Raw genomic sequence first — 23767 nt, forward strand, 5'->3', positions numbered from 1 at the left:
TTATTGATTTAATTAAACAGATAGAGGGTTAATAGGATTAGGTTGCACATGCAACACTACTCTTGTAATAGGTATGACATGAAATAGAAACTGCCAAAAAGTTATAAATAAATATTTTTTTATGCATATTTGGCTAAGTTACTGTTTTTTATCTGCTTGAAATAGGTGCAACATAAGCTTTTCTCTATTTTAAATGTTACTTTTGTTAACTGATTTGTAATCTAACAGCAGATAAGGCTATTTTTTACTCAACTACAGATAAAAATAAAGTAAAAGATTAAGTCCAAAGTCTAGCGCTTTTGGCTGGGCGCTTTATACTGCGTGGAAATTTTTAAAGGCGGTATTGCTATGTCTCAATTGTATGAACTTTCTTTAACTTGCCCTAAAAGCCTAGAAGGGTTACTGGTTGAAGAAGCCACCGAGCTAGGCTTGCAAGCGGCACGCGAGCGAGTGGCCGTAGTACAAGGGCAAGGTACATTAGAAACAGCATACCGCTTATGCCTCTGGTCGCGCTTAGCTAATCGCGTACTATTAGTTATTCATAAATTTGATGCAAAAACCGCAGATGAGCTGTATCAACGTATCTATGAAATGGATTGGGCCGATCATTTAACCAACCAAAGCACCATGGCTATTGAGTTCTCAGGCAAGGGGGCAGGCATTGATAATACGCATTTTGGCGCATTAAAGGTTAAAGATGCGATTGTTGATCGGTTGAGGGATCGTTTAGGGAATCGTCCAAGCATTGAAAAGCGCAATCCAGATTTACGCATTAACGTACATGTGCAGCGCAATGCTGTGGTTGTATCCCTAGACCTATCAGGTACCAGCCTACATCAACGCGGTTATCGTTTGCAGCAAGGCGCGGCGCCATTAAAAGAAAACCTTGCAGCAGCGATACTTATTCGATCAGGTTGGAAAGACTTAGCCAAGCAAGGTGCTGCACTGACAGACCCAATGTGCGGTGTAGGCACCTTTCTAGTGGAAGGCGCAATGATCGCTGCTGATATTGCACCGAACTTAAAACGTCAAGAGTGGGGCTTTACTCACTGGCAAGGGCACATTCCAAGCATTTGGACGCGCTTGTTAGAAGAAGCCCAGCAACGAGCAGTACAGGGTTTAAGCCAAACACCTAATTGGATTCGTGGTTATGAAGCTGATCCTCGATTAATTCAGCCAGCACGCAATAATATTGAACGTGCTGGACTAGCTGATTGGGTTAAGATTTATCAAGGTGAATTGGCTACTTTTGAACCGCATCCAGATAAAAATCAAACAGGGTTAGTAGTGTGTAACCCGCCTTACGGTGAACGCTTAGGCGAAGAAGCCAGTTTGCTTTATTTATATCAACATCTAGGACAACGCTTGCGCCAATATTGCTTGCACTGGCAAGCCGCTGTATTTACAGGCGCACCTCAGCTAGGCAAGCGCATGGGGCTACGCAGCCACAAGCAATATGCTTTTTTTAATGGTGCTTTACCTTGTAAGCTGTTGCTATTTAAAGTGGAAACAGATCAGTTTGTAACGGGTGATAATGCTGCTGCGCAAACTGATAAATTACTCGCTGATGCCTTAGAGCCAGCACGATTAAGTGAAGGCGCACAAATGTTTGCTAATCGCTTAAAGAAAAATCTTAAAGCATTAAGTAAATGGGTGAAAAACGAACAAATTGACTGCTATCGCTTATATGATGCTGATATGCCAGAGTACGCAGTGGCTATTGATGTGTATGGCAACCAAGTACATGTTCAAGAATACGCCGCACCTAAAACGATTGATGAGAATAAAGCGCAAGCACGTTTTTTGGATGTCATAGCTGCTTTACCTAGCGTGTTAGGTGTAAAAGCTGAGCATATTGCCATTAAACGGCGCGAACGTCAGGCAGGCTTGCGTCAATATGAGCGTCAAGCACAAAAAGGCGAATTTTTTGAAGTTCAAGAAGCAGGCGCTAAGTTGCTTGTAAACTTAACTGATTATTTAGATACAGGATTATTTCTAGATCATCGCCCAATGCGGCGCAAAATCCAGCAAGAAGCTAAAGGTAAGCGCTTCTTAAACCTATTTTGTTATACAGGTTCAGTGACTGTGCATGCGGCTGTAGGCGGTGCACGTAGTAGTACAAGTGTTGACTTGTCAAAAACCTATTTAGACTGGGCAAGACGTAATTTAGCACTCAATGGCTTTTCTGATAAGCATCGTTTAGAGCAAGGCGATGTTATGCAATGGATTGCCCAAGATCGCAATGAATATGACGTGATCTTTATTGATCCACCTACATTTTCTAACTCAAAACGGATGGAAGGTGTATTTGATGTGCAACGTGATCACGTACAATTGATTAGCCAAGCAATGCAACGTTTAGCTAAAAACGGTGTGCTCTATTTTTCGAACAACTTTCGCCGTTTTGAGTTAGATGAGAGCATAATGCAGCGCTATACTGTTGTAGAAATCAGCGCCCAAACATTGGATCCTGACTTTAAACGCAACACTAAAATTCACCGAGCATGGCGCATCAGCCACGCCGAGTGATTTATATCTCGCACATCTAATACAAGCCTGTATGATGTGCCACTTTATTTAAGACTCACCGCGAGGTGCTCACATGAGCGAAGATCTACTAGACCAAGAACTGCCAGAAATCACAGGCGAAAAACTCCAGAAAGTCCTAGCACGTCTAGGCTTAGCTTCACGCCGTGAAATTGAACAATGGATTAAAAACGGACGTATTAAAGTAAACGGCCAAATAGCTACTTTAGGTGCTCGCGTTGAAAGTACAGATCAAATAACTGTTGATGAACGTCCTCTTAAGCGCGAAGACGTAAATCAAAGTGTTCGCCGTGTATTAATTTATAACAAACCCGAAGGCGAAGTTTGTACACGCAATGATCCTGAAGGGCGCCCAACGATCTTTGATCGTTTGCCACGCCCTAAAGTAGGACGCTGGATTAATATAGGCCGTTTAGATATTAATACCTCAGGTTTATTACTCTTCACTACCGACGGTGAATTAGCAAACCGCATGATGCACCCGTCCTTTGAGATGGACCGCGAATATGCTGTACGCGTGCGTGGCGAAGTCACTGACGAAATGATCGAAACGTTAAAAAATGGTGTAGTACTAGAAGACGGCCCAGCTAAGTTCACTGATATTCAAGTTGCCCCAGAAGGTGATGGTCTAAACCGTTGGTATCATTGCGTTGTAATGGAAGGCCGTAACCGCGAAGTACGCCGTTTATGGGAATCTCAAGGCGTTATTGTGAGCCGGTTAAAACGCGTGCGCTTTGGACCTGTCTTTTTAAATTCAGAGATTCGTTTAGGCCGCTGGCGCGAAATGAGCCAATATGAATTGGATGTGCTCAGCAAAGAAGTAGGTCTAGAGCCTGTAGCCTTACCAGAAGGCACTATAAAAGACAAAGACCAGCAAGAGCGTTTACAGCGCAAAATTGCTAAACCAGTGAGTACTAAGCATAACAATCAACGCTTTAAACCACGCGAAGAACGCGAAGGCCGCGATGAATTTAGCCGCGAAAAACCAAGTAATCGTCGTTCAAACCGCCCAGGTAGTAATGAACAAACCGAATCTCGCCCAGCCCGTAGCAAACAGACCGAGCAGCGTCGAACTCGCCCTGAGCAAAGCGGAAGAAACTCACGTACAGAAAACAGAGAACAAGGCGCGGAGCGTCGCGGCTCAAGATATAATAACAGCCGTCGCTCCAATAACAGTGATAGCGGCAACACAAGTAAACACCGTAAACCAAATGATGCACAACCCAACCGCCGTATTTTACGCAGCGAAAACGACGCTGACGTAAAACCAAACCGCTCGCTACGTAAAGCTAAATAATCTTAACTCAAATAAAAGCCCAGCTAAAAATGCTGGGCTTTTTTATAACAGGATTAAGTTTAGTTTATTAGCTTAGTTGGCACTGTGCTAATTGCATAGTAGTTTTAATCTATTCCTCGTCCAATGCACCCATTGCGGTGGTGTTGAAGCCACCGTCTACGTAGAGGATTTCGCCACTGATGCCGGAGGCGAGGTCGGAGCAAAGGAAGGCACCAGCATTGCCTACTTCTTCAATAGTTACATTGCGGCGAAGTGGAGTTTGTTTTTCGTTGGCGCTTAGCATTTTACGGAAGTTTTTAATGCCAGAAGCCGCTAATGTGCGAATTGGGCCAGCAGATACGGCGTTTACGCGCGTACCTTCTGGGCCAAGGCTGCCAGCGAGGTAACGTACGCCAGCTTCAAGGCTGGCCTTTGCCATGCCCATTACATTGTAGTTAGGCATGGTGCGCTCAGCTCCTAGGTAGCTAAGCGTTAGAATGCTGCCATTGCGCCCTTGCATTAATGGGCGGCCAGCTTTGGCTAAAGCTACAAGGCTGTAAGCACTAATGTCGTGTGCAATTTTAAAGCCATCGCGTGTGGTTACTTCAGTAAAGTCGCCGTCTAGTTGGTCACCTGGTGCAAAGCCAACGGAGTGTACTATGCCGTCTAGGCCGTCCCATTGTTTAGCCAGTTCTTTAAATACGTTTTCGATGTCAGCGTCATTGGCTACATCGCATGGAAAACATAGGCTGGGGTTTGAGCCCCAGCTTTCAGCAAATTCTTCTACACGTCCTTTTAACTTGTCATTTTGATAGGTGAAGGCTAGCTCTGCGCCTTCACGGTGCATGGCAGCAGCAATGCCTGATGCAATTGATAATTTACTGGCAACACCTACGATCAAAATGCGCTTTCCAGTTAAAAATCCCATGGTTATTCCTCTTTACAAGTGATTTCTTCTATTGGCTGCGTTAAAAAAGCAGCAGCCAACAATTGTTGGGTGTAGTTATCTTGTGGCTGGCTAAATATTGATTTAGCACTGCCAGATTCAACGACTTTACCGTCGCGCATTACTATTAGCTGATGACAGAGCGCTTTTACCACTGCAAGGTCATGGCTAATGAATATGTATGTGAGGTTGTATTTGACCTGTAAGTCACGTAATAACGTGACAACTTGCTTCTGTACTGTGCGATCTAGTGCAGAAGTAGGTTCATCTAACACAATCAGTTGAGGCTTTAGTACCAATGCGCGCGCAATTGAAATGCGCTGGCGTTGCCCGCCTGAGAACTCATGCGGATAGCGGTGGCGTGTTTGCGGATCAAGACCTACTTCGTTAAGCACCTGTATGATTGCCTGCTCACGTTGTTGTTGATCACCGATATTATGGACGTCTAAACCTTCGCCTATAATTTCAGCTACGCTCATCCGAGGGCTTAGGCTACCAAAAGGATCTTGAAAGACGATTTGTAACTGTCGGCGCAAGGAGCGTAGCTGTTTATTGGCAAGACAGTGTAGGGCGTTACCGGCAAACACAATAGGACCTTGGCTGTCTATCAAGCGTAGTAAGGCTAAACCTAAGGTGGATTTTCCTGAGCCACTTTCTCCTACCACGCCAAGGGTTTGGCCTTGTGCCAACTGAATATCTATGCCATCAACTGCTTTAATATGGCTAACTGTGCGTTGCAGAAAACCACGCTTGATCGGAAACCAAACTTTAAGGTTTTTACATTCGAGTAGTGTTTTGCCTACTGTGGTAGTTGCTGGCTCTCCGTCTGGTTCGGCATCAAGCAAGATGCGTGTGTAAGGATGCTGTGGTGAGGTAAAAACCTGCTCTGTTTCACCTTGCTCTACTAGTGTGCCTCGTTGCATAACACACACATAGTTAGTTACGCGGCGAACTAGGTTAAGGTCATGGCTAATCAGTAAAATAGCCATGCCTAGTTTCTCTTGCAGGCGCAATAAAAGCTCAAGAATTTTTTGGGCAATGGTTACATCAAGGGCAGTGGTTGGTTCATCAGCAATTAATAGTTCTGGGTTGTTGGCCAGTGCCATAGCAATCATTACGCGTTGGCGTTGTCCGCCTGATAGTTGGTGCGGATAAGATTTTAAGCGCTGTTCTGGATCTTTTAGCTCGACTAAGGTTAATAGCTCTAACGCGCGTTGAAAGGCTTGCTGCTTCGTAACGGGCTGATGCAGAGCGATCATTTCAGCAATTTGTTTGCCAACCGTGTGTAAAGGGTTGAGTGACGTCATAGGCTCTTGGAAGATCATGGCAATCCGACTGCCACGTACGCTTTGCATAGCCTTTATCGGAATGTGCAATAAGTCTTGACCATCAAAAATGATTTCCCCACTGGTAAAACGCGCTTGTGCATGCAGTAGTCGTAAAATTGCATGGGCGGTCACTGACTTGCCAGAGCCACTTTCGCCTACCAGCGCTAGCGTTTGCCCTTTGTGAAGATCAAAGCTGACATTATCAATAATAGATCGGCTGCCAGAGTCATTATCAAAACTGATACTTAATTGCTTAACGCTAAGTAAGGCGTTGTTATTTGCGTGGGTCAAAGGCATCGCGCGCCGCCTCCCCAATAAAGACGAGTAAGCTAAGCATTAATGCCAGCACAGTGAAGGCTGTAATACCTAGCCAAGGTGCTTGTAAATTGGCTTTGGCTTGCGCAACCAGTTCACCTAAGGATGCTGAGCCCGCTGGAAGGCCAAATCCTAGAAAGTCTAGGGCGGTTAAGGTGCCTACTGCGCCTGTAATTAAGAATGGAATATAGGTCATAGTGGAGACCATGGCGTTAGGGAGGATGTGGCGAAACATAATTTTACGATCACTCATACCTAAGGCTTGTGCTGCACGGACATATTCTAGATTGCGGCCACGTAAAAACTCAGCACGCACTAAGTCAACAAGGCTCATCCAAGAAAACAGTAGCATAATGCCTAGTAGCCACCAGAAGTTAGGCTGCACAAAACTCGCCATAATAATTAATAAAAAGAGCATGGGAAGTCCTGACCAGATTTCCATAAAACGTTGTCCAATTAGATCAATCCAGCCGCCGTAGTAGCCTTGAATCGCGCCAACAATAATGCCCACCACAGCGCTACACAGTGTTAGAAATAACGCAAAAGCAACGGAAATACGAAAGCCATAAATAACCCGAGCTAGTACATCGCGACCTTGGTCATCTGTACCTAACCAGTTTTGTTTAGAAGGGCGAGCAGGGGCTGGCTCTTGTAGCTCATAGTTAATACTGGCGTAGTTAAAACGAATAGGTGGCCAGAGCATCCAGCCATTTTTTTCAGCAATTAATTGTTGGATATAGGGGCTTTTATAATTGGCTTGTAGAGGAAACTCACCGGCAAATACGGTTTCAGGGTAGCGTTTTACAATAGGAAAGTAATATTCACCATCATATTCGACCAGTAGGGGTTTATCATTGGCAATAAACTCAGCGCCTAGGGTTAAGACAAATAAGAATAAGAAGATCCATAACGAGTACCAGCCGCGTTTATGTTGCTTAAAGCGATGTAGACGGCGTTGATTAATGGGCGAAAGACGCATCTTACTGTCTCCCTGCAAAATCAATGCGTGGATCAACTAAGGTGTAGGTTAAATCGCCCACCAACTTAACGATTAAGCCCAAAACAGTAAATAAAAATAAACTGCCAAATACCACAGGGTAATCACGGTTCATGGCAGATTCAAAACTTAATAAGCCTAAGCCATCTAATGAAAAAATAACTTCAATTAGTAAGGACCCTGTAAAAAACATAGCAATAAATGCCGCTGGAAAACCGGCAATAATGATTAGCATGGCATTGCGAAAAATATGCTTATAAAGCACAGCCCGCTCAGTTAAACCTTTAGCACGAGCAGTCACTACATATTGTTTATTGATTTCATCTAAGAAACTGTTTTTAGCCAGTAAGGTGAGGGTGGCAAAGTGACCAATAACAAGTGCAGTGATAGGTAGAGCGAGATGCCAGAAATAATCAGCAATTTTACCTAGTGTACTTAGCTCGTCAAAGTTGGCGCTGGTTAAACCGCGCAGTGGGAACCATTGGAAATAGCTGCCACCTGCAAAAACAATAACCAATAAAATAGCGAATAAAAATGCAGGAATGGCATAGCCTAAGACAATTGCAGTACTACTCCATACATCAAAACGGCTACCATGGCGTACTGCTTTAGAGATACCCAATGGGATAGAAACTAAGTACATAATAAGTGTGCTCCAAAAACCTAGGGATATGGAGACTGGGAGCTTTTCTAAAATCAGATCCGTTACTTGCGCATCACGAAAGAAGCTTTTTCCTAGGTCCAACTGAGCGTAGCTTTTGATCATTAACCAGAAACGCTCATGCGCTGGCTTATCAAAACCATACATGCGCTCAATTTCAGCAATTAGTTCAGGATCTAGCCCTTGAGCGCCACGGTAGTTGGCAGAGCCATTCGTTGCCACTTCACTACCGCCGCCGCTAATACGCCCAGTAGCACCGCCTGCAATAGAATCAAATCCTTCAAGTTTAGCAATCATTTGCTCAACAGGACCGCCGGGCGCTGCTTGAATAATCAAAAAATTGATTAATAAAATGCCAAACAATGTAGGAATAATCAGTAATAAGCGTCGAAAAATATAACTAAGCATATTATTTCGCTACCGATGACGATGAGGTTTCTGCCGAGGTATCAATCCACCATGTCATTAAGGCATAGTCATATTGCGCAAGCCGCTTGGGGTGTTGCAGTTTTTTCCAGTAGGCAATACGCCATATATCTGAGTAGTAATTGGGAATTACAAAATGATGCCAGAGTAAAACACGGTCTAATGCATGGGTGTAAGTGATTAGCTCTTCACGTGTGTGTGCGTTAATCAAACCCTCTACTAGCTGATCAATAGCCGGATCCTTAATGCCTAAGTAATTTCGGCTGGCGGGGTTGTCTGCGCTGCTAGAATGCCAAAACTCACGTTGTTCATTACCTGGCGAGTTGGTTTGAGGCCATATAGCGCTACTCATTTCAAAGTCACGGCTGCGCATGCGGTTGATAAATTGCGCAACATCGACTTTGCGTAACTGCATTTCAATACCTAATTCAGCAAGGTTACGTTTAAAAGGTAAGAGAACGCGCTCCAATGAGTCTTGAAAGAACATAAACTCAAACCGTAATGGCTGGCCATTAGGATCAAGCATTTTATCATTTTCAATACGATAGCCTGCTTGCTGTAAAAGTGCCCAAGCAGCTAGGCGTTGCTTACGGATAATGCCGCTGCCATCGGTTTTCGGGGGATGATATTCCTGAGTAAATACTTCCTCAGGTATTTGACCACGTAAAGGTTCTAAAATGGCAAGTTCAGCTTGGCTTGGTAAGCCCTTAGCAGCAAGGTCAGAGTTAGCAAAGTAACTATTGGTCCGTTGGTAGCTGTTATAAAAAATTTGCTTATTGGTCCATTCAAAGTCAAATAGGTAGCCTAATGCTTGGCGGACTCTAGGGTCTTGGAAACGTGGATCGCGTAAGTTAAATATATAGCCCTGCATGCCTGAGGGCATGTGGTTAATAATTTCTTCTTTTATAAAAAGCCCTCGTTTAAGAGCATTACTCTCATAGCCTGTGGCCCAGTTTTTCGCAGAATATTCTATGTTTAAATCAAATTGTCCTGCTTTAAAGGCTTCTAGCTCAACATTACTATCACGGTAAATATCTACTTGTATGCGATCGAAATTAAACATGCCTTTGGTAACAGGCAAGTCATTCGCCCACCAGTTTTTTACGCGCTTTAAAACCAAACGCTTACCAGCTTCGGCACGTATTACTTTATAAGGGCCGCTCGTTAACAAAGGCTCTAATGTGCCGCGAGAGAAATCACGATCTTGCCACCAATGCTCAGGTAAAATAGCTAGTTGAGTTAGAATTAATGGTAGTTCGTAGTTGGTTTTGGTTTTAAAGTCAAACCTAATAGTTAGCTCATCTTCAATAACTGCTTGTTTCACATCGGCATAATAAGTTTTAAATTGAGGATGGCCTTTCTCCAGCAGAATGTTATAGGAAAAGGCAACATCTTTGGCCGTGATAGGCGTGTCATCATGAAAGCGAGCTTTAGGGTTGATATAAAAGCGCACAAAACTATTGTCTTCAGCTTTTTCCATTTTTTCTGCAACTAATCCGTAGACTGTAAAAGGCTCATCAGGGGATTGGTAGCCGAGCATGTCGAATATATAAATACTGTGTGCTGATGGGTTGCCGCGCGCAATAAAAGGGTTAAGGCTATCAAAAGTGCGCGAGTCAGATAGGCGCAAAGTACCGCCTTTAGGGGCGTGAGGATTGACGAAGTCGAAATGGGTAAAATCTGCCGGATAAGCAGGTGGCTCGTCATAGAGTGTCATTGCATGTTGCGGCTGTGCTAATGCAGTGAATGCAAAACAACTAGATAACAGCAAAAGACAATTAGGTAAGATCCATTTCATTACTGTTTCTCCGGTTTAATCCACCATGCACGTAAACCTAATGCATAAGGCGGGGTTTTTACAAAATCAAAACGATCCCAATAAGCAATTCTATGCTTGTTAATGTGCCAATTAGGAATACTGTAGTAGCGCCATAGTAATACACGGTCGAGTGCTTGGGTGGCATTTATTTGCTGCTCGCGTGTTTTCGCTGCCATTAAATGTTCAAGCATTTTATCAACTACAGGATCTTGTATTCCTGCGTAATTTTTCCCACCTGTTACATTGGCTTGGCTGGAGTGAAAATACAAGACTTGCTCAAGTCCAGGGCTAATACTTTGTGGCAGAGTTAACAAGGTTAAATCATAGTCGTAGCGGTCAAGACGTTGTTTAAACTGGGCGCGATCAACAGTTCGCAGCGTTGCCTCAATACCTACCATGCGTAAATTATTGATATAGGACTGAAGGACGCGTTCTAAGCTTGGATTGACGAGCAGTATTTCTAGTTTAAAAGGCTGGTTTTTACTGTTTCTTAAACCCTGTTCTGTGAGTTTCCATCCGCCTTGCTCAAGTAGTAATAATGCTTGGCGAATACTCTCACGAGGTAGCCCACGACCATCAGTGGTACTTGTGGTAAAGGCTTGGCTAAACAACTCTTTCGGCAGCTTATCTTGCCACGGTTGTAACAACACACGTTGGTTTTTATCTGGAAGGCCTAATGCGCTAAAGGGGCTATTGGGGTAATAGCTTGTAGAGCGTAAGTAAGCTTGGTTAAATAAACTGTTATTGAGCCATTCAAAGTCAAATAGCAAGCTTAGTGCTTTACGCACTTCAATTTGATTAAACTGTGTACGCCGTGTGTTGAAAAATAAAGCTTGGGTTTGGCTAGGGATTTGGTGAGTAATTTCACGGCGGATAATCTGCTCTTTTCGCACGGCAGGAAAGTTATAGGCTGTAGCCCAGTTTTTTGCTTGATGATCGATGTAAATGTCAAATTGGCCTGCTTTAAAGGCTTCAAAAGCAACGTGGCGATCACGATAAAAATCAAGAATTACTTTGTCAAAGTTGTATTTTCCTTTATTGATTGGCAAGTTTTCGCCCCACCAATTTGGCACACGCTCAAATGTAAGTTGCTTGCCAGGTTTTACTTGTGTAATTCGGTAAGGTCCGCTACCTAAAGGAGGCTTAAAGGTAGTGGCTTGAAAGTCATGTTTTTCCCAGTAATGCTTAGGTAAAACGGGGATTTCTCCAATTCGTAGAATCAATAAAGGGTTATTAGCGCGCTTAAACACAAAACGTACACGGTGGCTATTAAGTACCTCAACGCGGTCAACTTCTTGTAAGGGTACGCGGTATTGGGGATGTGCTTGTTCTTTTAATATTTGATAACTAAATAAGACATCCTGTGCGGTAATAGGTGTACCGTCATGAAAGGTTGCTTCTTTGCGCAGATTAAAAGTGACCCAGCTTCGGTCTTGACTGTATTCTAAACTTTCAGCAATAAGACCATAAGCGCTGGTTGCTTCATCGCCTGATGGGTCATAGATTCCGCTACCTGCCATTAATGTGGCATTTAATTCGTTGACACCGTAATTTAAAAAATCATCTGAGGCAACAGGGCTTATGCCTTTAATGGTGTAAGGGTTTAATGTATCAAAGGTGCCATAGTTCATAATGCGCACAGTTCCACCTTTAGGCGCATTAGGGTTGACCCAATCCAGATGGGTAAATGTAGAAGGGTATTTGAGTTGGCCAAACTGTGCATAACCGTGGCTTTGCACAATAGTCGCAAAGCTAGGGGTTGAGAGCAGAGCCAATAATAAAAGAGTGAAAAAACGCGTCATAGTACCCTTATCAAAAATACAAACAGCATTTAGACAAGGTAGCACTATAACAAGTTTCTTAGGGATATATTGCTTCTACGACTTTATAAATACAGTGCTAGGCGTTGCCCAGGATGAATGACTTTTGTTTTTGGGTTCCATTGGCGTAATTGCTCCAAACTGACTTTGTGGCGCTGGGCAATTTGATACATAGAATCACCAGCTTGCACTTGATAGTACGTAGGCTGTTTTGCATTATTAGTGGTATTGCTCGTGTTTTGGTTAATGGCTAATTGCTGACCCACCATCAAGGTGTTGTTTTTTAAGTTATTCCAGCGTTTTAAATCAGCCTCTTTTACGCCATGTGCTTGCGCTATGACGGATAAGCTATCACCTGACTTCACTGTATAGCTCTGCGTACGGACATGATCCACAGCTAAAGTTTGCTGGCTAGTGGCAAAACGCCCTGGAATAGTTAGAACTTGACCCACGCGTAAGTTGTTAGAGCGCAACTTGTTATGCTGGCTGATAGTTTTTGCGGAGCTATTAAAGCGTTTGGCAATAACAGATAATGAATCGCCACGCTGTACAATATAGCTTTGCCAGCGTACTTGATCTTCAGGTTTAAGCTGTGCAATCTGTTGTTGCATTTTTTGTGCTTTTTCAGCAGGAACTAAAATGCGTTTAGGTCCACCCATAGTTACGCCTTGACGATAGCCAGGGTTTAAACGTTGCATTTCTTCTTTATCCAGTTTTGCCATATGAGCAAGATGCTCGAGCGCTATTTGATGTTGTAATTCAACCGCCGTGAAATAAGGCTCATTTGGAACATCAGCTAAGGCTATTTGATAACTTTCTGGTGTGCTTAATATCTGAGACAACGCCAGTAGCTTAGGCACATAGGCCTGTGTTTCTGCTGGTAATTTTAAATTCCAGTAGTCGGTTGGCAAGCCATCTTTTTGATTTCTACGTTGGGCGCGTTGCACAGTACCTTCACCTGCATTATAAGCAGCTAGTGCCAATAGCCAGTCACCTTCAAAAAATTGGTTAAGGTATTGCAAATAGTCTAGAGCTGCATCAGTTGAAGCGACTATGTCTAAGCGTCCGTCATACCAAGATGTTTGCTGCAAATTGAAATAACGACCTGTTGCAGGCATAAACTGCCAAAGCCCAGCAGCCTTAGCAGATGAAAGAGCGCTTGGATCATAAGCGCTTTCAATCATAGGCAGTAAGGCAAGTTCTAACGGCATATTGCGTGCTTGCAATTGCTCAACAATGTAATAGATATAAGGTGAGCTACGATCAGAAAGACGTTCAACATTTACTGGACGACTAGCAAACCATAAACGTTGTTGGTCAACTCGCGGATTATCTGGGATTAATGCTTGAAGCTGATAGCCATCACGAATTGCCATCCAAATGGTAGGATTTTCCGTTAATAATTCGGCATCTTCAGAAACTAATTGGGTTGTGGTTTTAGTGCTAGTTTCATTAGGTTGTAGTTGTTGCGTGGTTTGGCAGCCTGTTAAAAGCGCCAAGGCAACACTGCATGCCAATAGTGCAAAAGAACGTGGAAAACGGTGATATTGAGGAGGCGATTGAAATTCTTGCATACTTTATAGGGCTATCATAGTTTGGGGGATTCTATGTAGCCCTGTGCGGTGGGTCAAGTTATAAAGGTATACTGATTTTTCTCAAAATTCATCTTTCCATGAGCGAATAGCAGCAAAAACTTCCACGTCACTCAAGGCTGATTGCTGCAAGCGTTGTTGTATTTTATGTATAACGTGGGCTTGATCAAAACGCATAAAAGGATTGGTTTGTTGTTCTAACTCAATATTTGTTGGTAGGGTTATTTGGTTTTTATCACGCTGATGTTCTACCTCGGCTAATCGCTGTTGTATAGCTAAGTTATCTGGCTCTACTGCATGGGCAAAACGTAAGTTACTTAAGGTGTATTCATGGGCGCAGTAGACAAGCGTGCTTTTAGGTAGCTGGCGCAAGCGTCGCATGGCTTTGAGCATTTGTGCCGGCGTGCCTTCAAATAAACGACCGCAGCCAGCGGCAAAGAGTGTGTCCCCTGTAAAAACCATAGGCAGGTCTTCATCGGCAAAAAAGTAAACAACATGCCCTTTGGTGTGTCCAGGTACAGCCATGACGTGTACGGCTTTTCCTTGCACAAAAAAATGCGCGCCCTCATCCACAGAGATATCGCGCTTTGGTACCTGCTCGTTAGCTGGTGCAAAGACGCGAGCTTGAGTTTGAGTAACTAACTCAGCTACGCCTCCTGTGTGATCAGCATGATGATGGGTAATGAGTATGTCAGTTAATGCAATGTGCGAGTGGTTGGCTAGCCAGTTTAAGACAGGTTGAGCATCGCCAGGATCAACCACAGCGCAGGTTTGCAGGTGGGTATTTTCTAATAGCCAAATATAGTTATCATTAAAAGCAGGTAGGGCATGAATAAGTAGCATACATAGTCTCTTATGTGGTGCAATTTGTTTAAGTTGTAAGCTAGTTAGCGGTAAATTGCAAAACAACCAAGGTTTAATCAGCTAATAAATTAAGCTACTGTGATAACGCTAGATCAACGAGGATAGGCAATGTTGCTGTTTACCCAACGGCGTGATCAAACTACTTTGCTGCGTCAGTGGAGTCAAAATACGCATATTAAATATCTGCTTACCAGCGAGCAGCAGGTGCTTGAGCAGGTTTTGGAAAACTATTTTGGTAGCTACTGTTTGCAATTTAATCCTTTAACTTCATTGGCTTTACCAAACGCAATACGTCGCCATATTAGCTTAGGGGCAGAAGTGTTTAACCCAGATATTATTTGTGCAGAACATGCTTGGCCTTGTCATCTTGATGAAGCCGATGTTGTCGTGCTGCAACACAGCTTAGAGTTTGCTAAGCAGCCGCATGACCTGCTACGTGAAGCAGCGAAAGTTGTTAGGCCTGGTGGACACTTAGTGCTTACTGGAACTGCCTCATGGAGTTGCTGGTCAGTATTTCAGCGCTATCAGCTAGGTATTTTGCGCTCTCGTATTTACAACGTTCGAAAACTAGTTGAATGGCTTAGCGTCTTAGGGTTAGTTGTTGAGATGAAATACTATGGCGCTTATTTGCCACACTTTGCGATCAAGAAAGAGCAACAAGCGCATACTGCAGTGCGAGGCAAAGGCTTTCGACCGTTGGCAGGTTTCTATGTATTATCAGCACGTAAATTGGTACATGGTGCACGCTTAGTTAAAGAGCCATTGCTAAAATCCATTAGGCCATTAATTCCAATGCCTGCGCAAACCCGCGTAGGTGAAAGTCATCTAGAAAAAAAGAGCAGTCATGAGTGATAACTCAGTAACCATTTATACCGATGGTTCATGTAAAGGTAATCCTGGTCCGGGTGGCTGGGGTGTTTTTCTGATTTATAAAGGCATAGAGAAAGAGCTTTGTGGTGGTGAATTAGATACAACCAATAACCGAATGGAGTTAATGGCCGCTATTCAAGGGCTAGCTATACTAAAACGGCGTTGCCAAGTAAAACTCTTTACCGACTCTAAGTATGTTATGCAGGGCATTGAGGAGTGGATTGAAAACTGGAAAGCACGTGGTTGGAAAACCGCCAATAAACAACCAGTAAAAAATGTAGATTTATGGCAGCAGCTGGAATCGTTAACTAAGCAGCATGATATTACTTGGCATTGGGTAAAAGGTCATGCCGGTGATTATGGTAATGAAAAAGCCGACCAACTCGCTAATCAAGGTGTTGCTGAGGTATTGCAATGAGATATGTTGTACTAGATACAGAAACGACTGGTATGCCAGTTACTGATGGGCATCGGATTGTCGAAATTGGCTGTGTGGAGGTGATTGGTCGTCAGCTAACAGGGCGCCACTTCCATGTTTATATTCAGCCCGACCGTGAAGTCGATGAAGGTGCCTTTGCGGTCCATGGCATTAGTGATGAGTTTCTAGCGGATAAACCGCGTTTTAATGAAATTGCTGAAGATTTTTATCAGTTTATAGAAGGCGCTTGTTTAGTGATTCATAATGCCCCCTTTGATGTGGGCTTTATTGAAAATGAATTTAAACGCTTAGGTCAAACAGAGCGCACTCAGTTGTTAGATTACTGCACTGTGCTTGACACCTTAGTAATGGCACGTGAAAAACATCCAGGCCAGCGTAATAGTCTAGATGCTTTATGTAAGCGCTATGACGTGGATAACTCAGGTCGTGAATTGCATGGCGCTTTGCTGGATGCGGAAATTCTTGCTGATGTTTTCCTTGCGATGACCGGAGGGCAAACCAACCTTTCATTAGCGGGCGAAGCTGCATCAGGTTCAACAGGTGCGATTGCTACAGAGATTATTCGTCTCGCATCAGATAGGCCAGCATTACGAGTAGTTAAGGCTACTCAGCAAGAGCTAGAACGACATCAGCAGAGACTGGAAGTTATTGGTAAGGCTTCTGGCGGAGAAGCACTTTGGCGCCAGCTTGAAGATACTAAGCATTAGGAATATAAAAAGGCACCTTCAAGGTGCCTTTTGTTTTGCGCATTAACAACTTATGCCCAATGGCTTACAGCAAACCAGCCAAGTAACCCCATGATTACTGTATAAGGCAATGCCATCCACACCATGCGACCATAAGACAAACGCACCAAAGGCGCTATAGCACTGGTTAATAAGAATAAAAAAGCGGCTTGTCCATTAGGCGTAGCTACGCTTGGTAAATTAGTACCCGCATTAATAGAAATAGCCAACCACTCAAAATGTTCACGTGTCATACTGCCAGCAGCAAAGGCTTTCTCTACTTCAGTAATGTAGATAGTGGCAACAAAAACGTTATCACTAATAGCAGAAAGTAAACCATTAGCTATGTATAGCATGCTTGGTTGTTGATCCGTAGGTAGGCTTAACACCCAATGAATAATAGGTGTAAACAGATGCTGCTCCTGAATTACGGCAACTACGGCAAAGAACACAACTAACAAAGCCGTAAATGGCATGGCATCTTGGAAGGCATTGCCAATTCGATGTTCTGCTGTAATCCCGTTGAGCGCTGAAACTAAGATAATGACTAATAAGCCAATAAGGCCGACTTCAGCAATATGAAAGGCTAAGCCAATAATAAGGATAAGTGCTGCGCTGGCTTGCACCCAAAGCGCGGCTACTTGTTGTGCTGTACGATTTTTTGCTTGTGATTGAGCAAAGTCAGCAAGTACTTGGCGCACCGGTTTAGGCAGCTTTGCACCATAGCCAAACCAGTGTGTGCGTTCTAAAATCACACAGGTTATTAAGCCAGCAGCGAGCACTGGAATAGAAACTGGCATCATATGCAGGAAGAAGGTGCCAAAATCCCACCCCATTTGTTTGCCAATTAGCAGATTTTGTGGCTCACCAACTAGCGTAGCAACACCACCTAAAGCAGTGCCAACGGCAGCATGCATCAACAAACTACGTAGAAAAGCGCGAAATTCCTCTAAATGCTCGCGGTCAAGCGCTGGGATTTCATTATCAGAGCTAATATTCGGATCATTTTCATTGGCTCTTTTACCCGATGCGACCTTGTGGTATACCGAATAAAACCCAACAGCTACGCTAATCACCACAGCCGTTACTGTTAGTGCATCTAAAAAAGCGGATAGGAAAGCAGCTAATGCACAAAAAATAACACTGAGTAAGGTTTTTGACCTAATACCCAGTAAAACTTTTGAGAATACAGCCAATAACAAATCTTGCAGGAAGTGAATCCCTGTCACCATGAAAATCAATAAAAGCAAGACAGGAAAGTTATGTACTAACTCCTTATAAACAGCATCAGGCGTGGCTAACTGCATCAAAATTGCTTCAACCACTAACAGTCCACCCGCTTGTAGCGGATAACACTTAAGCGCCATAGCTAACGTAAAAATAAACTCGGCGACTAATAACCAACTAGCCGTCTTAGCGCCAAAAGCAATTAAAACAGCAGGGTTAATCAGCAAGAAAATAATAATTGCTTGCTTGTACCAGTTTGGGGAATTGCCTAAAAAATTACGCCCAAAGGATGATGCAAATGAGGTTAGCATTACAACTTCTCCAGTCAATCAAGCCTGCTGTTTTAACCAATTAGCCAGAAATAGCAAGTAAAACTTAGTATTAAAGAATACTTTAGCCAAGTACTTAGCAGTTTTTAGTCGTATAAAAATCGACTTATAGTTCTAGCTCAGCTAGTGTTTAACAGATTTAGAGAACCGTTTTAAGGATGACGTTATGACCCAGTACAAAGCTTTTAAAATTGAACACTGCGACAAAATAGCCCAGATTAAAATTAACCGTCCTGAAAAAGCTAATGCAATGGATGCTGCTTTTTGGGATGAATTATTGCAAATTATGCAGTGGATTGATAACGAGCCAAGTGTTCGTGTAGCAGTTATTTCTGGGGAGGGCAAACATTTCTCTGCTGGCATTGATTTAACCATGTTCATGCAGCTGGCTAATGCCTTTGGTAAAGACCCTGCACGCAATGCCAACATAATTAAACAAAAAATATTTCAGTTGCAAAGCACTTTTAATGCCATTGATCAATGCAGCAAACCAGTGATTGCGGCTATACATGGCGCTTGCGTTGGTGGTGCGGTAGATTTAATTGCAGCCTGCGATATGCGTTATTGTGCAAAGGATGCGCGCTTCTCCATCAAAGAGATTGACATCGGCATGGCCGCAGATGTAGGTACCTTGCAACGTCTGCCACACATCATTAGTGATGGTGTGATGCGCGAGCTTGCTTATACAGGACGCGAAGTTTCCGCAGATGAAGCCTTGCACATTGGTTTGGTTAATCAAGTTTACGCAAGTAAAGAAGAGCTATGTACGGAGGTTTTGCACCTAGCTCAAACAATTGCTAGCAAATCCCCCGTTGCCGTACGTGGCACGAAAGAAATGCTGCGATACGCACGTGATCATAGTGTGTCCGATGGTTTGAATTATATTGCAAATTGGAATGCTGCCATGTTGCAGTCTAACGATTTAAAAATTGCCATAATGGCAAGCATGCAAAAACAAAAGCCAGAATTTGAGGACTAGACAGTGATACATTTTTCGTCACATTGTCATAATGACAGTGGGACAGGTTATTAGGTTGAACAGGACGCCAATATGGTTATAGCTACGACATTTCAAGCGGCAGTGCGAGATGAGTTGTTTGCAACGTTTGAAGACATTCAGCGTAACTTAGAAAGCTTTTTAGAAGCACGTGACAACCCTGCCTTTATAGAGTCAGCAACTTCTGGCTTACAGCAGGTCTGTGGTATTTTAAATGTGCTGGAATTAAATGGCGCAGGCTTATTGGCGCAAGAGCTTGAAAAAATTGCATTAAAAATTCAACCTAATCAAACAGAAGAAGTAAATGCATATTTACTAGCCATAGGTCATGGCCTGCATATTCTGACACGCTATATAGAGCAACTGGGTGATGCTACTAAAGGCTTTCCAGAACTGTTGATTCCTGAAATTAATCAGTTAAAAGCACTTAATAAATCAACACCATTGCCAGAAAGTTATTTCTTCACTGCCCATTTAAATATTTTACGCCCAGCAGTGATAGAAGAACCACTGCCTGCTAATCGAGATCAGCTAGCTTTACGCTTGCGTCAATGGTATCAACTCGGGTTGTTAGAGTACCTTCGCCAGCGTGAAGCCGTTGGCGCTAGAAAAATGACTTACGCTTTAACTCATTTAGATAAAATTTATCCTAATACGCCAGCTGCGCATTTTTATTGGCTAGCTGGCGCCACCTTAGAGTCTTTTGCAGAAGGCAAGTTATCGCGTAACCTCTCACGCATACGCTTAATGACAGCTATTGATACGCAAATAAAAGCCAGCATTGCTTCACCTAGTACAGCCATGAGCGCTGACTTGGAAAAAGAGCTGTTATATTTAGTCGTACTAGCCCAGGCAGACACCCCACTAACAGCCGCTGTACGACAAATCTACGACGTACCACCACTCAGTTATAGTCAAGAGCAGCTCATTGGTGAAGCCGATAAAATGCAAGGGCCAAGCCCTAAAGTATTTGAATCTTTAATAGCTGCAGTGCGTGAGGAAGTGGCAAGTATTAAAGAGGATCTTGATCTCATTGAGCGCGGAACAGCACAAGTAAGCAATATTGAACACTTACGTGACCGTCTAGATGCGTTAAGTAAAACCCTAACCATGATAGACTTAGAAAAAGCCACAGAACGATTAAAATCTTCAATTGCTATGGTCGCCAAATGGAGCGACTTAACCTCAATATCCCACAATGAAGTACTGATTTTAGCAGACAGCATCTTAGATGTAGAAGGCACCCTAGCTACATTAGAACGTAGCCTTACACAAAAAGGCGTTGAGTCTCAGCTAGATGAGACAGATAACTTTGCTAAACACCAATTAATTGAAGCGCATATTGTTGTGTGTGATGAAGCACGTATTGGTATTGCAGCTGCCAATCGAGCAATTATGGCGTATTTAGAGTCAGCTGGCGATAAAACAGCATTGCAGCCTATCCCAGAGAGTTTACGCAGCATCAGCGGTGGCTTATGGTTTTTAGGCCAAACACGCGCCTCAGGCTTAGTCAAGTCCTGTGCTGACTATCTTGAAAAGCACATGATTAATGCAGATACAACACCTGATCAACAACAACTTGATGCATTAGCTGATGCCTTAACAGGATTAGAATACTTCTTAGAGAGTGATTTACTATCCAGTCAAGAAACCAACCAGAATATGTTAGATGTAGTTGCTAATAGCCTCATTAAATTAATAGGTAACAATGGCTAATACAGCATATTGGCAGCACGGCTTTCCTGATCAAGATCTCGCCCATAGCAAGATCTTGATTCATTGCCGTCAGAGATTTTGGCAGCGTGATAATCAGTTATTACATAACTATGCTGATATTCAAATGCTTTTGCCCCATGTAAAGGCACAACAAAAACTAGGATGGTTTAATCAGCAGCCGGTTTGGCTGCTACAGTTATTGCATGCGCCTGAATCAACGGATGCTGTCTGGCAGAGTTTACGCAACTATCTTCAGGATGAATGGTATTTCCCAATGCTTAACTATGCTAGCCAAATCGGAACTTGGCTAGATGAGCATCGCTTCTGTGGGCGCTGTGGTTCAGTTAATGATTTATCAGCAGGCCCACAGCGCGTACTTGTTTGTCCTAAATGCCGGCTGTATAGCTATCCACGTTTATCGCCTTGCATGATTGTTTTAATCACCAAAGGCGATCACATACTGCTGGCACGCTCTCCACGCTTTAAAGCAGGGATGTATAGCGTTTTAGCAGGTTTTACAGAGCCTGGAGAAACTATTGAGCAATGTGTCATGCGTGAAGTGCATGAGGAAGTTGGCTTAACTGTTAAAAATATTCGTTATCTGGCGAGTCAGAATTGGGCGTTTCCGCACTCATTAATGTTTGCGTTTATTGCAGACTATGCAGCAGGCGATATCCTCAAACAAGAAGATGAAATTGAAGACGCAAACTGGTATCACATAGACCAATTACCAGAAATCTCACCTGTAGGAACTATTAGCCGTTTTTTGATTGATAGTTATTTGGCGGAGCAAAAAGGGCTCACAAAACCAAACATCCCCCTATCATAAACCCTTGTTTTTCCTTGATTTGTGCATGACAAATCACAAACAGACAGGTAAAATTGCCCACTTTCATGTCCCCGTAGCTCAGTAGGATAGAGCAATCGCCTCCTAAGCGGTAGGTCACAGGTTCAATTCCTGTCGGGGACGCCATTCTCTCGTCTACTCAATTCCATGCTAATCTTCTTAAATTCTAAAAGCCCCACTATGCAGAGCTTTTCGTATGTTTTAGTTCTACTGCTGTCTATACAAATCTATGTTACGAATTCAATTCTTGTATCAAAGCTTGTATCATAGATAAAAATTGAACAGAGTGATAAAAGGCATCCTAGCTTAATAAAGAGAAGGCCTCTAGCTGAAACTGTTTTAGTAAATTTGGATTCAGAAAAAACAGACTATCGAGAAAATGATGGGAATGGGTTGTATTTTTTAGTCAAAGCAAATGGTTCAAAATAAAGCCAATTTACTATATCACAAGAAGAGTTAAAAAATATATTAAGGACTACAGCTGTTGTTCAATCTCCAATTTTTTGGACAGTTCGAAATATAGATCGTAATGGAAATACACAGATTCGTTATATTAGGCAGGTAGATATAGGAAGTATGATAGGAACAGATAAGTTTAATAAGCACTTACCTACGTCAAAACTAACAATTATGACTGACGCTAAAGGTAATATATTAGCGGCACTTCCGGGGACTCTTTAATGTATTATTTTAGAAAAGAAAATAAATATACAAAATCAAAAAAAGAAAAGCAATTTATTGAAGAGCTGTTAGAGTCTAAAAAAAATATTTATGAGTCAGTTAAGGGACAGAAAATTTTATCCGTAATTACTAAAAAATATGGTGCACCAAAAGCTGTATATCCAATTAGTTGGTTTCCTAGTCAAGGATGTGAGCATTATTGCTTGCTTATTGATGGAGAGTATTTAGTTTATCTTGAGGTTGATAATGAAACACAAAAAGTAGATGATATTGAAAGAGAAAAAGTAACTATAAATCAACCAGGAAAGTCAGAAAAAAGAAATTATATTGCTGTTGCTATAGGTTTATCAAAAGATGAGATTGCCAAGTTAAACATTGTTGATAGAGGAGGGGTGGAGAAAAATAAACAGTAATAATAATGAAAGTTTGAAGAATATCTAACTAGCTTGTTATTATTTTTGAGGTTTAAATTAAAAGTAAATTATTTGTTCAAGGTTGATAGGGTCAAAAAATCCAAGTAAGTATATTTTTATATTATATCTTAGGTAATTTTGCTATTTATGATTTAAATGAATTAGTTGTTATAGGTGGATACTATTTGAGAGGCATTATTTGCTCTGAGTAATTTAATGGAGGTTATGTTATAAAATTAATTTTTGAGTTTTAAAAAATATAACTATGATTAGGTATGTAATATTAATTTAAGGAAATTGATCATAGTATTTAATATTACTAGAAGAAAATCAAAGGAGACTGTATCATGCTAGTAGGTTTTAAAGGTGGACCTCTTATTGAGGCTGTAGATACGGCAATAGGTATGAATAATTTTTTCTCATAGTAAAAAAGTTGTTGTACCCGCAAGAAAGGATCTTGAGTGGTCTATTTTTTTTGATAGATTTTATAAGAGATATCTAAGAGAAAATGAGTTTGATAAAATAAAAATTATAATGGATGCTATAAATGAAGAATTTTAAAAACATCCTGCCTCAGTTGTATCTGATATTTTGAAGCTGGATAGTGAATCGAAAGATTTAATGTTGAGTGAGTATTATATTAAATATTTTGAAATTGGGTATTTGCATTATAGGGTAGGATTTTTATAAATATCTAAATTTTAAAATAGTTGCAGCATCAATGCCAGAACTTATGACTTATAGTGGTATATCTTATGCCCAGTTTGATGCGTTACCTGATGATGCTCTACCCATATGGTTAACAGGCGAGCTTCCATAGTTTATAAGCAGCATTATTATGCTGCTTATCAAATAATAAATTTTGATAGTCTGCTAGTGATATTGCAAGAATCACAATAAGAACACTGAATTGACATGCGTACTGACTCCGT

General features: G+C 42.2%; 18 protein-coding genes and 1 tRNA gene. 10 read left to right on the forward strand and 9 right to left on the reverse strand.

The window, feature by feature from the left end:
* Positions 1–348 precede the first annotated feature (348 nt).
* Entirely contained in the window at positions 349–2529 is a 2181-nt protein-coding gene (gene rlmKL, locus VQ643_RS09315; RefSeq protein WP_414199481.1) for a bifunctional 23S rRNA (guanine(2069)-N(7))-methyltransferase RlmK/23S rRNA (guanine(2445)-N(2))-methyltransferase RlmL, read from the forward strand.
* Between the two features lie 73 nt (positions 2530–2602).
* Positions 2603–3844: a 23S rRNA pseudouridine(2605) synthase RluB gene (gene rluB / locus VQ643_RS09320; RefSeq protein WP_414199483.1), complete on the forward strand. Its 1242-nt coding sequence runs from the start codon at positions 2603–2605 to the stop codon at positions 3842–3844.
* A 109-nt stretch (positions 3845–3953) separates the two neighbouring features.
* On the opposite strand, the gene fabI is transcribed toward rluB, so the two are convergent.
* From fabI to gloB, 8 genes are all read right to left on the reverse strand, one after another.
* Positions 3954–4751, reverse strand: coding sequence for an enoyl-ACP reductase FabI (gene fabI / locus VQ643_RS09325; RefSeq protein WP_414199485.1), 798 nt, complete (start codon positions 4749–4751; stop codon positions 3954–3956).
* A 2-nt stretch (positions 4752–4753) separates the two neighbouring features.
* Complete coding sequence (locus VQ643_RS09330; protein WP_414199487.1) at positions 4754–6394, reverse strand: ABC transporter ATP-binding protein; 1641 nt, start codon at positions 6392–6394, stop codon at positions 4754–4756.
* Positions 6372–7391 (reverse strand): ABC transporter permease, encoded by a 1020-nt coding sequence (locus VQ643_RS09335; protein WP_414199489.1) that lies wholly within the window; start codon positions 7389–7391, stop codon positions 6372–6374. The genes VQ643_RS09330 and VQ643_RS09335 overlap by 23 nt, the downstream gene beginning before the upstream one ends.
* Position 7392: 1 nt before the next feature.
* Positions 7393–8478 (reverse strand): microcin C ABC transporter permease YejB, encoded by a 1086-nt coding sequence (locus VQ643_RS09340; protein ID WP_414199491.1) that lies wholly within the window; start codon positions 8476–8478, stop codon positions 7393–7395.
* Position 8479: 1 nt separating this feature from the next.
* Complete coding sequence (locus VQ643_RS09345) at positions 8480–10294, reverse strand: extracellular solute-binding protein (RefSeq protein ID WP_414199493.1); 1815 nt, start codon at positions 10292–10294, stop codon at positions 8480–8482.
* Positions 10294–12117, reverse strand: a complete 1824-nt coding sequence (locus VQ643_RS09350) for an extracellular solute-binding protein (RefSeq protein ID WP_414199495.1) — start codon at positions 12115–12117, stop codon at positions 10294–10296. Before VQ643_RS09350 ends, VQ643_RS09345 begins: the two co-directional genes overlap by 1 nt.
* An 83-nt stretch (positions 12118–12200) precedes the next feature.
* A complete protein-coding gene (locus tag VQ643_RS09355; RefSeq protein ID WP_414199497.1) occupies positions 12201–13709 on the reverse strand; it encodes a LysM peptidoglycan-binding domain-containing protein in 1509 nt (502 codons plus the stop codon).
* 81 nt (positions 13710–13790) lie between these two features.
* On the reverse strand, positions 13791–14570 hold the full coding sequence (gene gloB / locus VQ643_RS09360) for a hydroxyacylglutathione hydrolase (protein WP_414199499.1): 780 nt from the start codon (positions 14568–14570) through the stop codon (positions 13791–13793).
* Between the two features lie 129 nt (positions 14571–14699).
* Between gloB and VQ643_RS09365 the strand changes: the two genes are divergently transcribed.
* Genes VQ643_RS09365 through dnaQ form a run of 3 tightly spaced genes read left to right on the forward strand, consistent with a single transcriptional unit; the run spans position 14700 to position 16607 of the window.
* A complete protein-coding gene (locus VQ643_RS09365; RefSeq protein WP_414199501.1) occupies positions 14700–15443 on the forward strand; it encodes a methyltransferase domain-containing protein in 744 nt (247 codons plus the stop codon).
* On the forward strand, positions 15436–15879 hold the full coding sequence (gene rnhA / locus VQ643_RS09370) for a ribonuclease HI (protein WP_414199503.1): 444 nt from the start codon (positions 15436–15438) through the stop codon (positions 15877–15879). The genes VQ643_RS09365 and rnhA overlap by 8 nt, the downstream gene beginning before the upstream one ends.
* Positions 15876–16607: a DNA polymerase III subunit epsilon gene (dnaQ, locus tag VQ643_RS09375; RefSeq protein WP_414199506.1), complete on the forward strand. Its 732-nt coding sequence runs from the start codon at positions 15876–15878 to the stop codon at positions 16605–16607. Before rnhA ends, dnaQ begins: the two co-directional genes overlap by 4 nt.
* 50 nt (positions 16608–16657) lie before the next feature.
* Here dnaQ and nhaB read toward each other — a convergent pair whose 3' ends face one another.
* The gene (nhaB, locus tag VQ643_RS09380; protein ID WP_414199508.1) at positions 16658–18163 is read right to left on the reverse strand and encodes a sodium/proton antiporter NhaB; all 1506 of its coding nucleotides are present in this window, start codon (positions 18161–18163) and stop codon (positions 16658–16660) included.
* Positions 18164–18347: 184 nt separating this feature from the next.
* Between nhaB and VQ643_RS09385 the strand changes: the two genes are divergently transcribed.
* From VQ643_RS09385 to VQ643_RS09405, 5 genes are all read left to right on the forward strand, one after another.
* Entirely contained in the window at positions 18348–19160 is an 813-nt protein-coding gene (locus tag VQ643_RS09385; protein WP_414199510.1) for a crotonase/enoyl-CoA hydratase family protein, read from the forward strand.
* A 72-nt stretch (positions 19161–19232) separates the two neighbouring features.
* Positions 19233–20894: a ferrous iron transporter B gene (locus tag VQ643_RS09390; RefSeq protein ID WP_414199511.1), complete on the forward strand. Its 1662-nt coding sequence runs from the start codon at positions 19233–19235 to the stop codon at positions 20892–20894.
* Entirely contained in the window at positions 20887–21723 is an 837-nt protein-coding gene (gene nudC / locus VQ643_RS09395; protein ID WP_414199512.1) for an NAD(+) diphosphatase, read from the forward strand. Before VQ643_RS09390 ends, nudC begins: the two co-directional genes overlap by 8 nt.
* 67 nt (positions 21724–21790) lie before the next feature.
* Positions 21791–21867 (forward strand) — tRNA-Arg (locus VQ643_RS09400).
* Positions 21868–22421: 554 nt separating this feature from the next.
* Positions 22422–22835, forward strand: coding sequence for a hypothetical protein (locus VQ643_RS09405; protein WP_414199514.1), 414 nt, complete (start codon positions 22422–22424; stop codon positions 22833–22835).
* The last annotated feature ends 932 nt before the right edge of the window (positions 22836–23767 follow it).

Source organism: Pseudomonas sp. F1_0610, from assembly GCF_047470865.1.
GTDB lineage: Bacteria > Pseudomonadota > Gammaproteobacteria > Pseudomonadales > Pseudomonadaceae > JAZDRH01.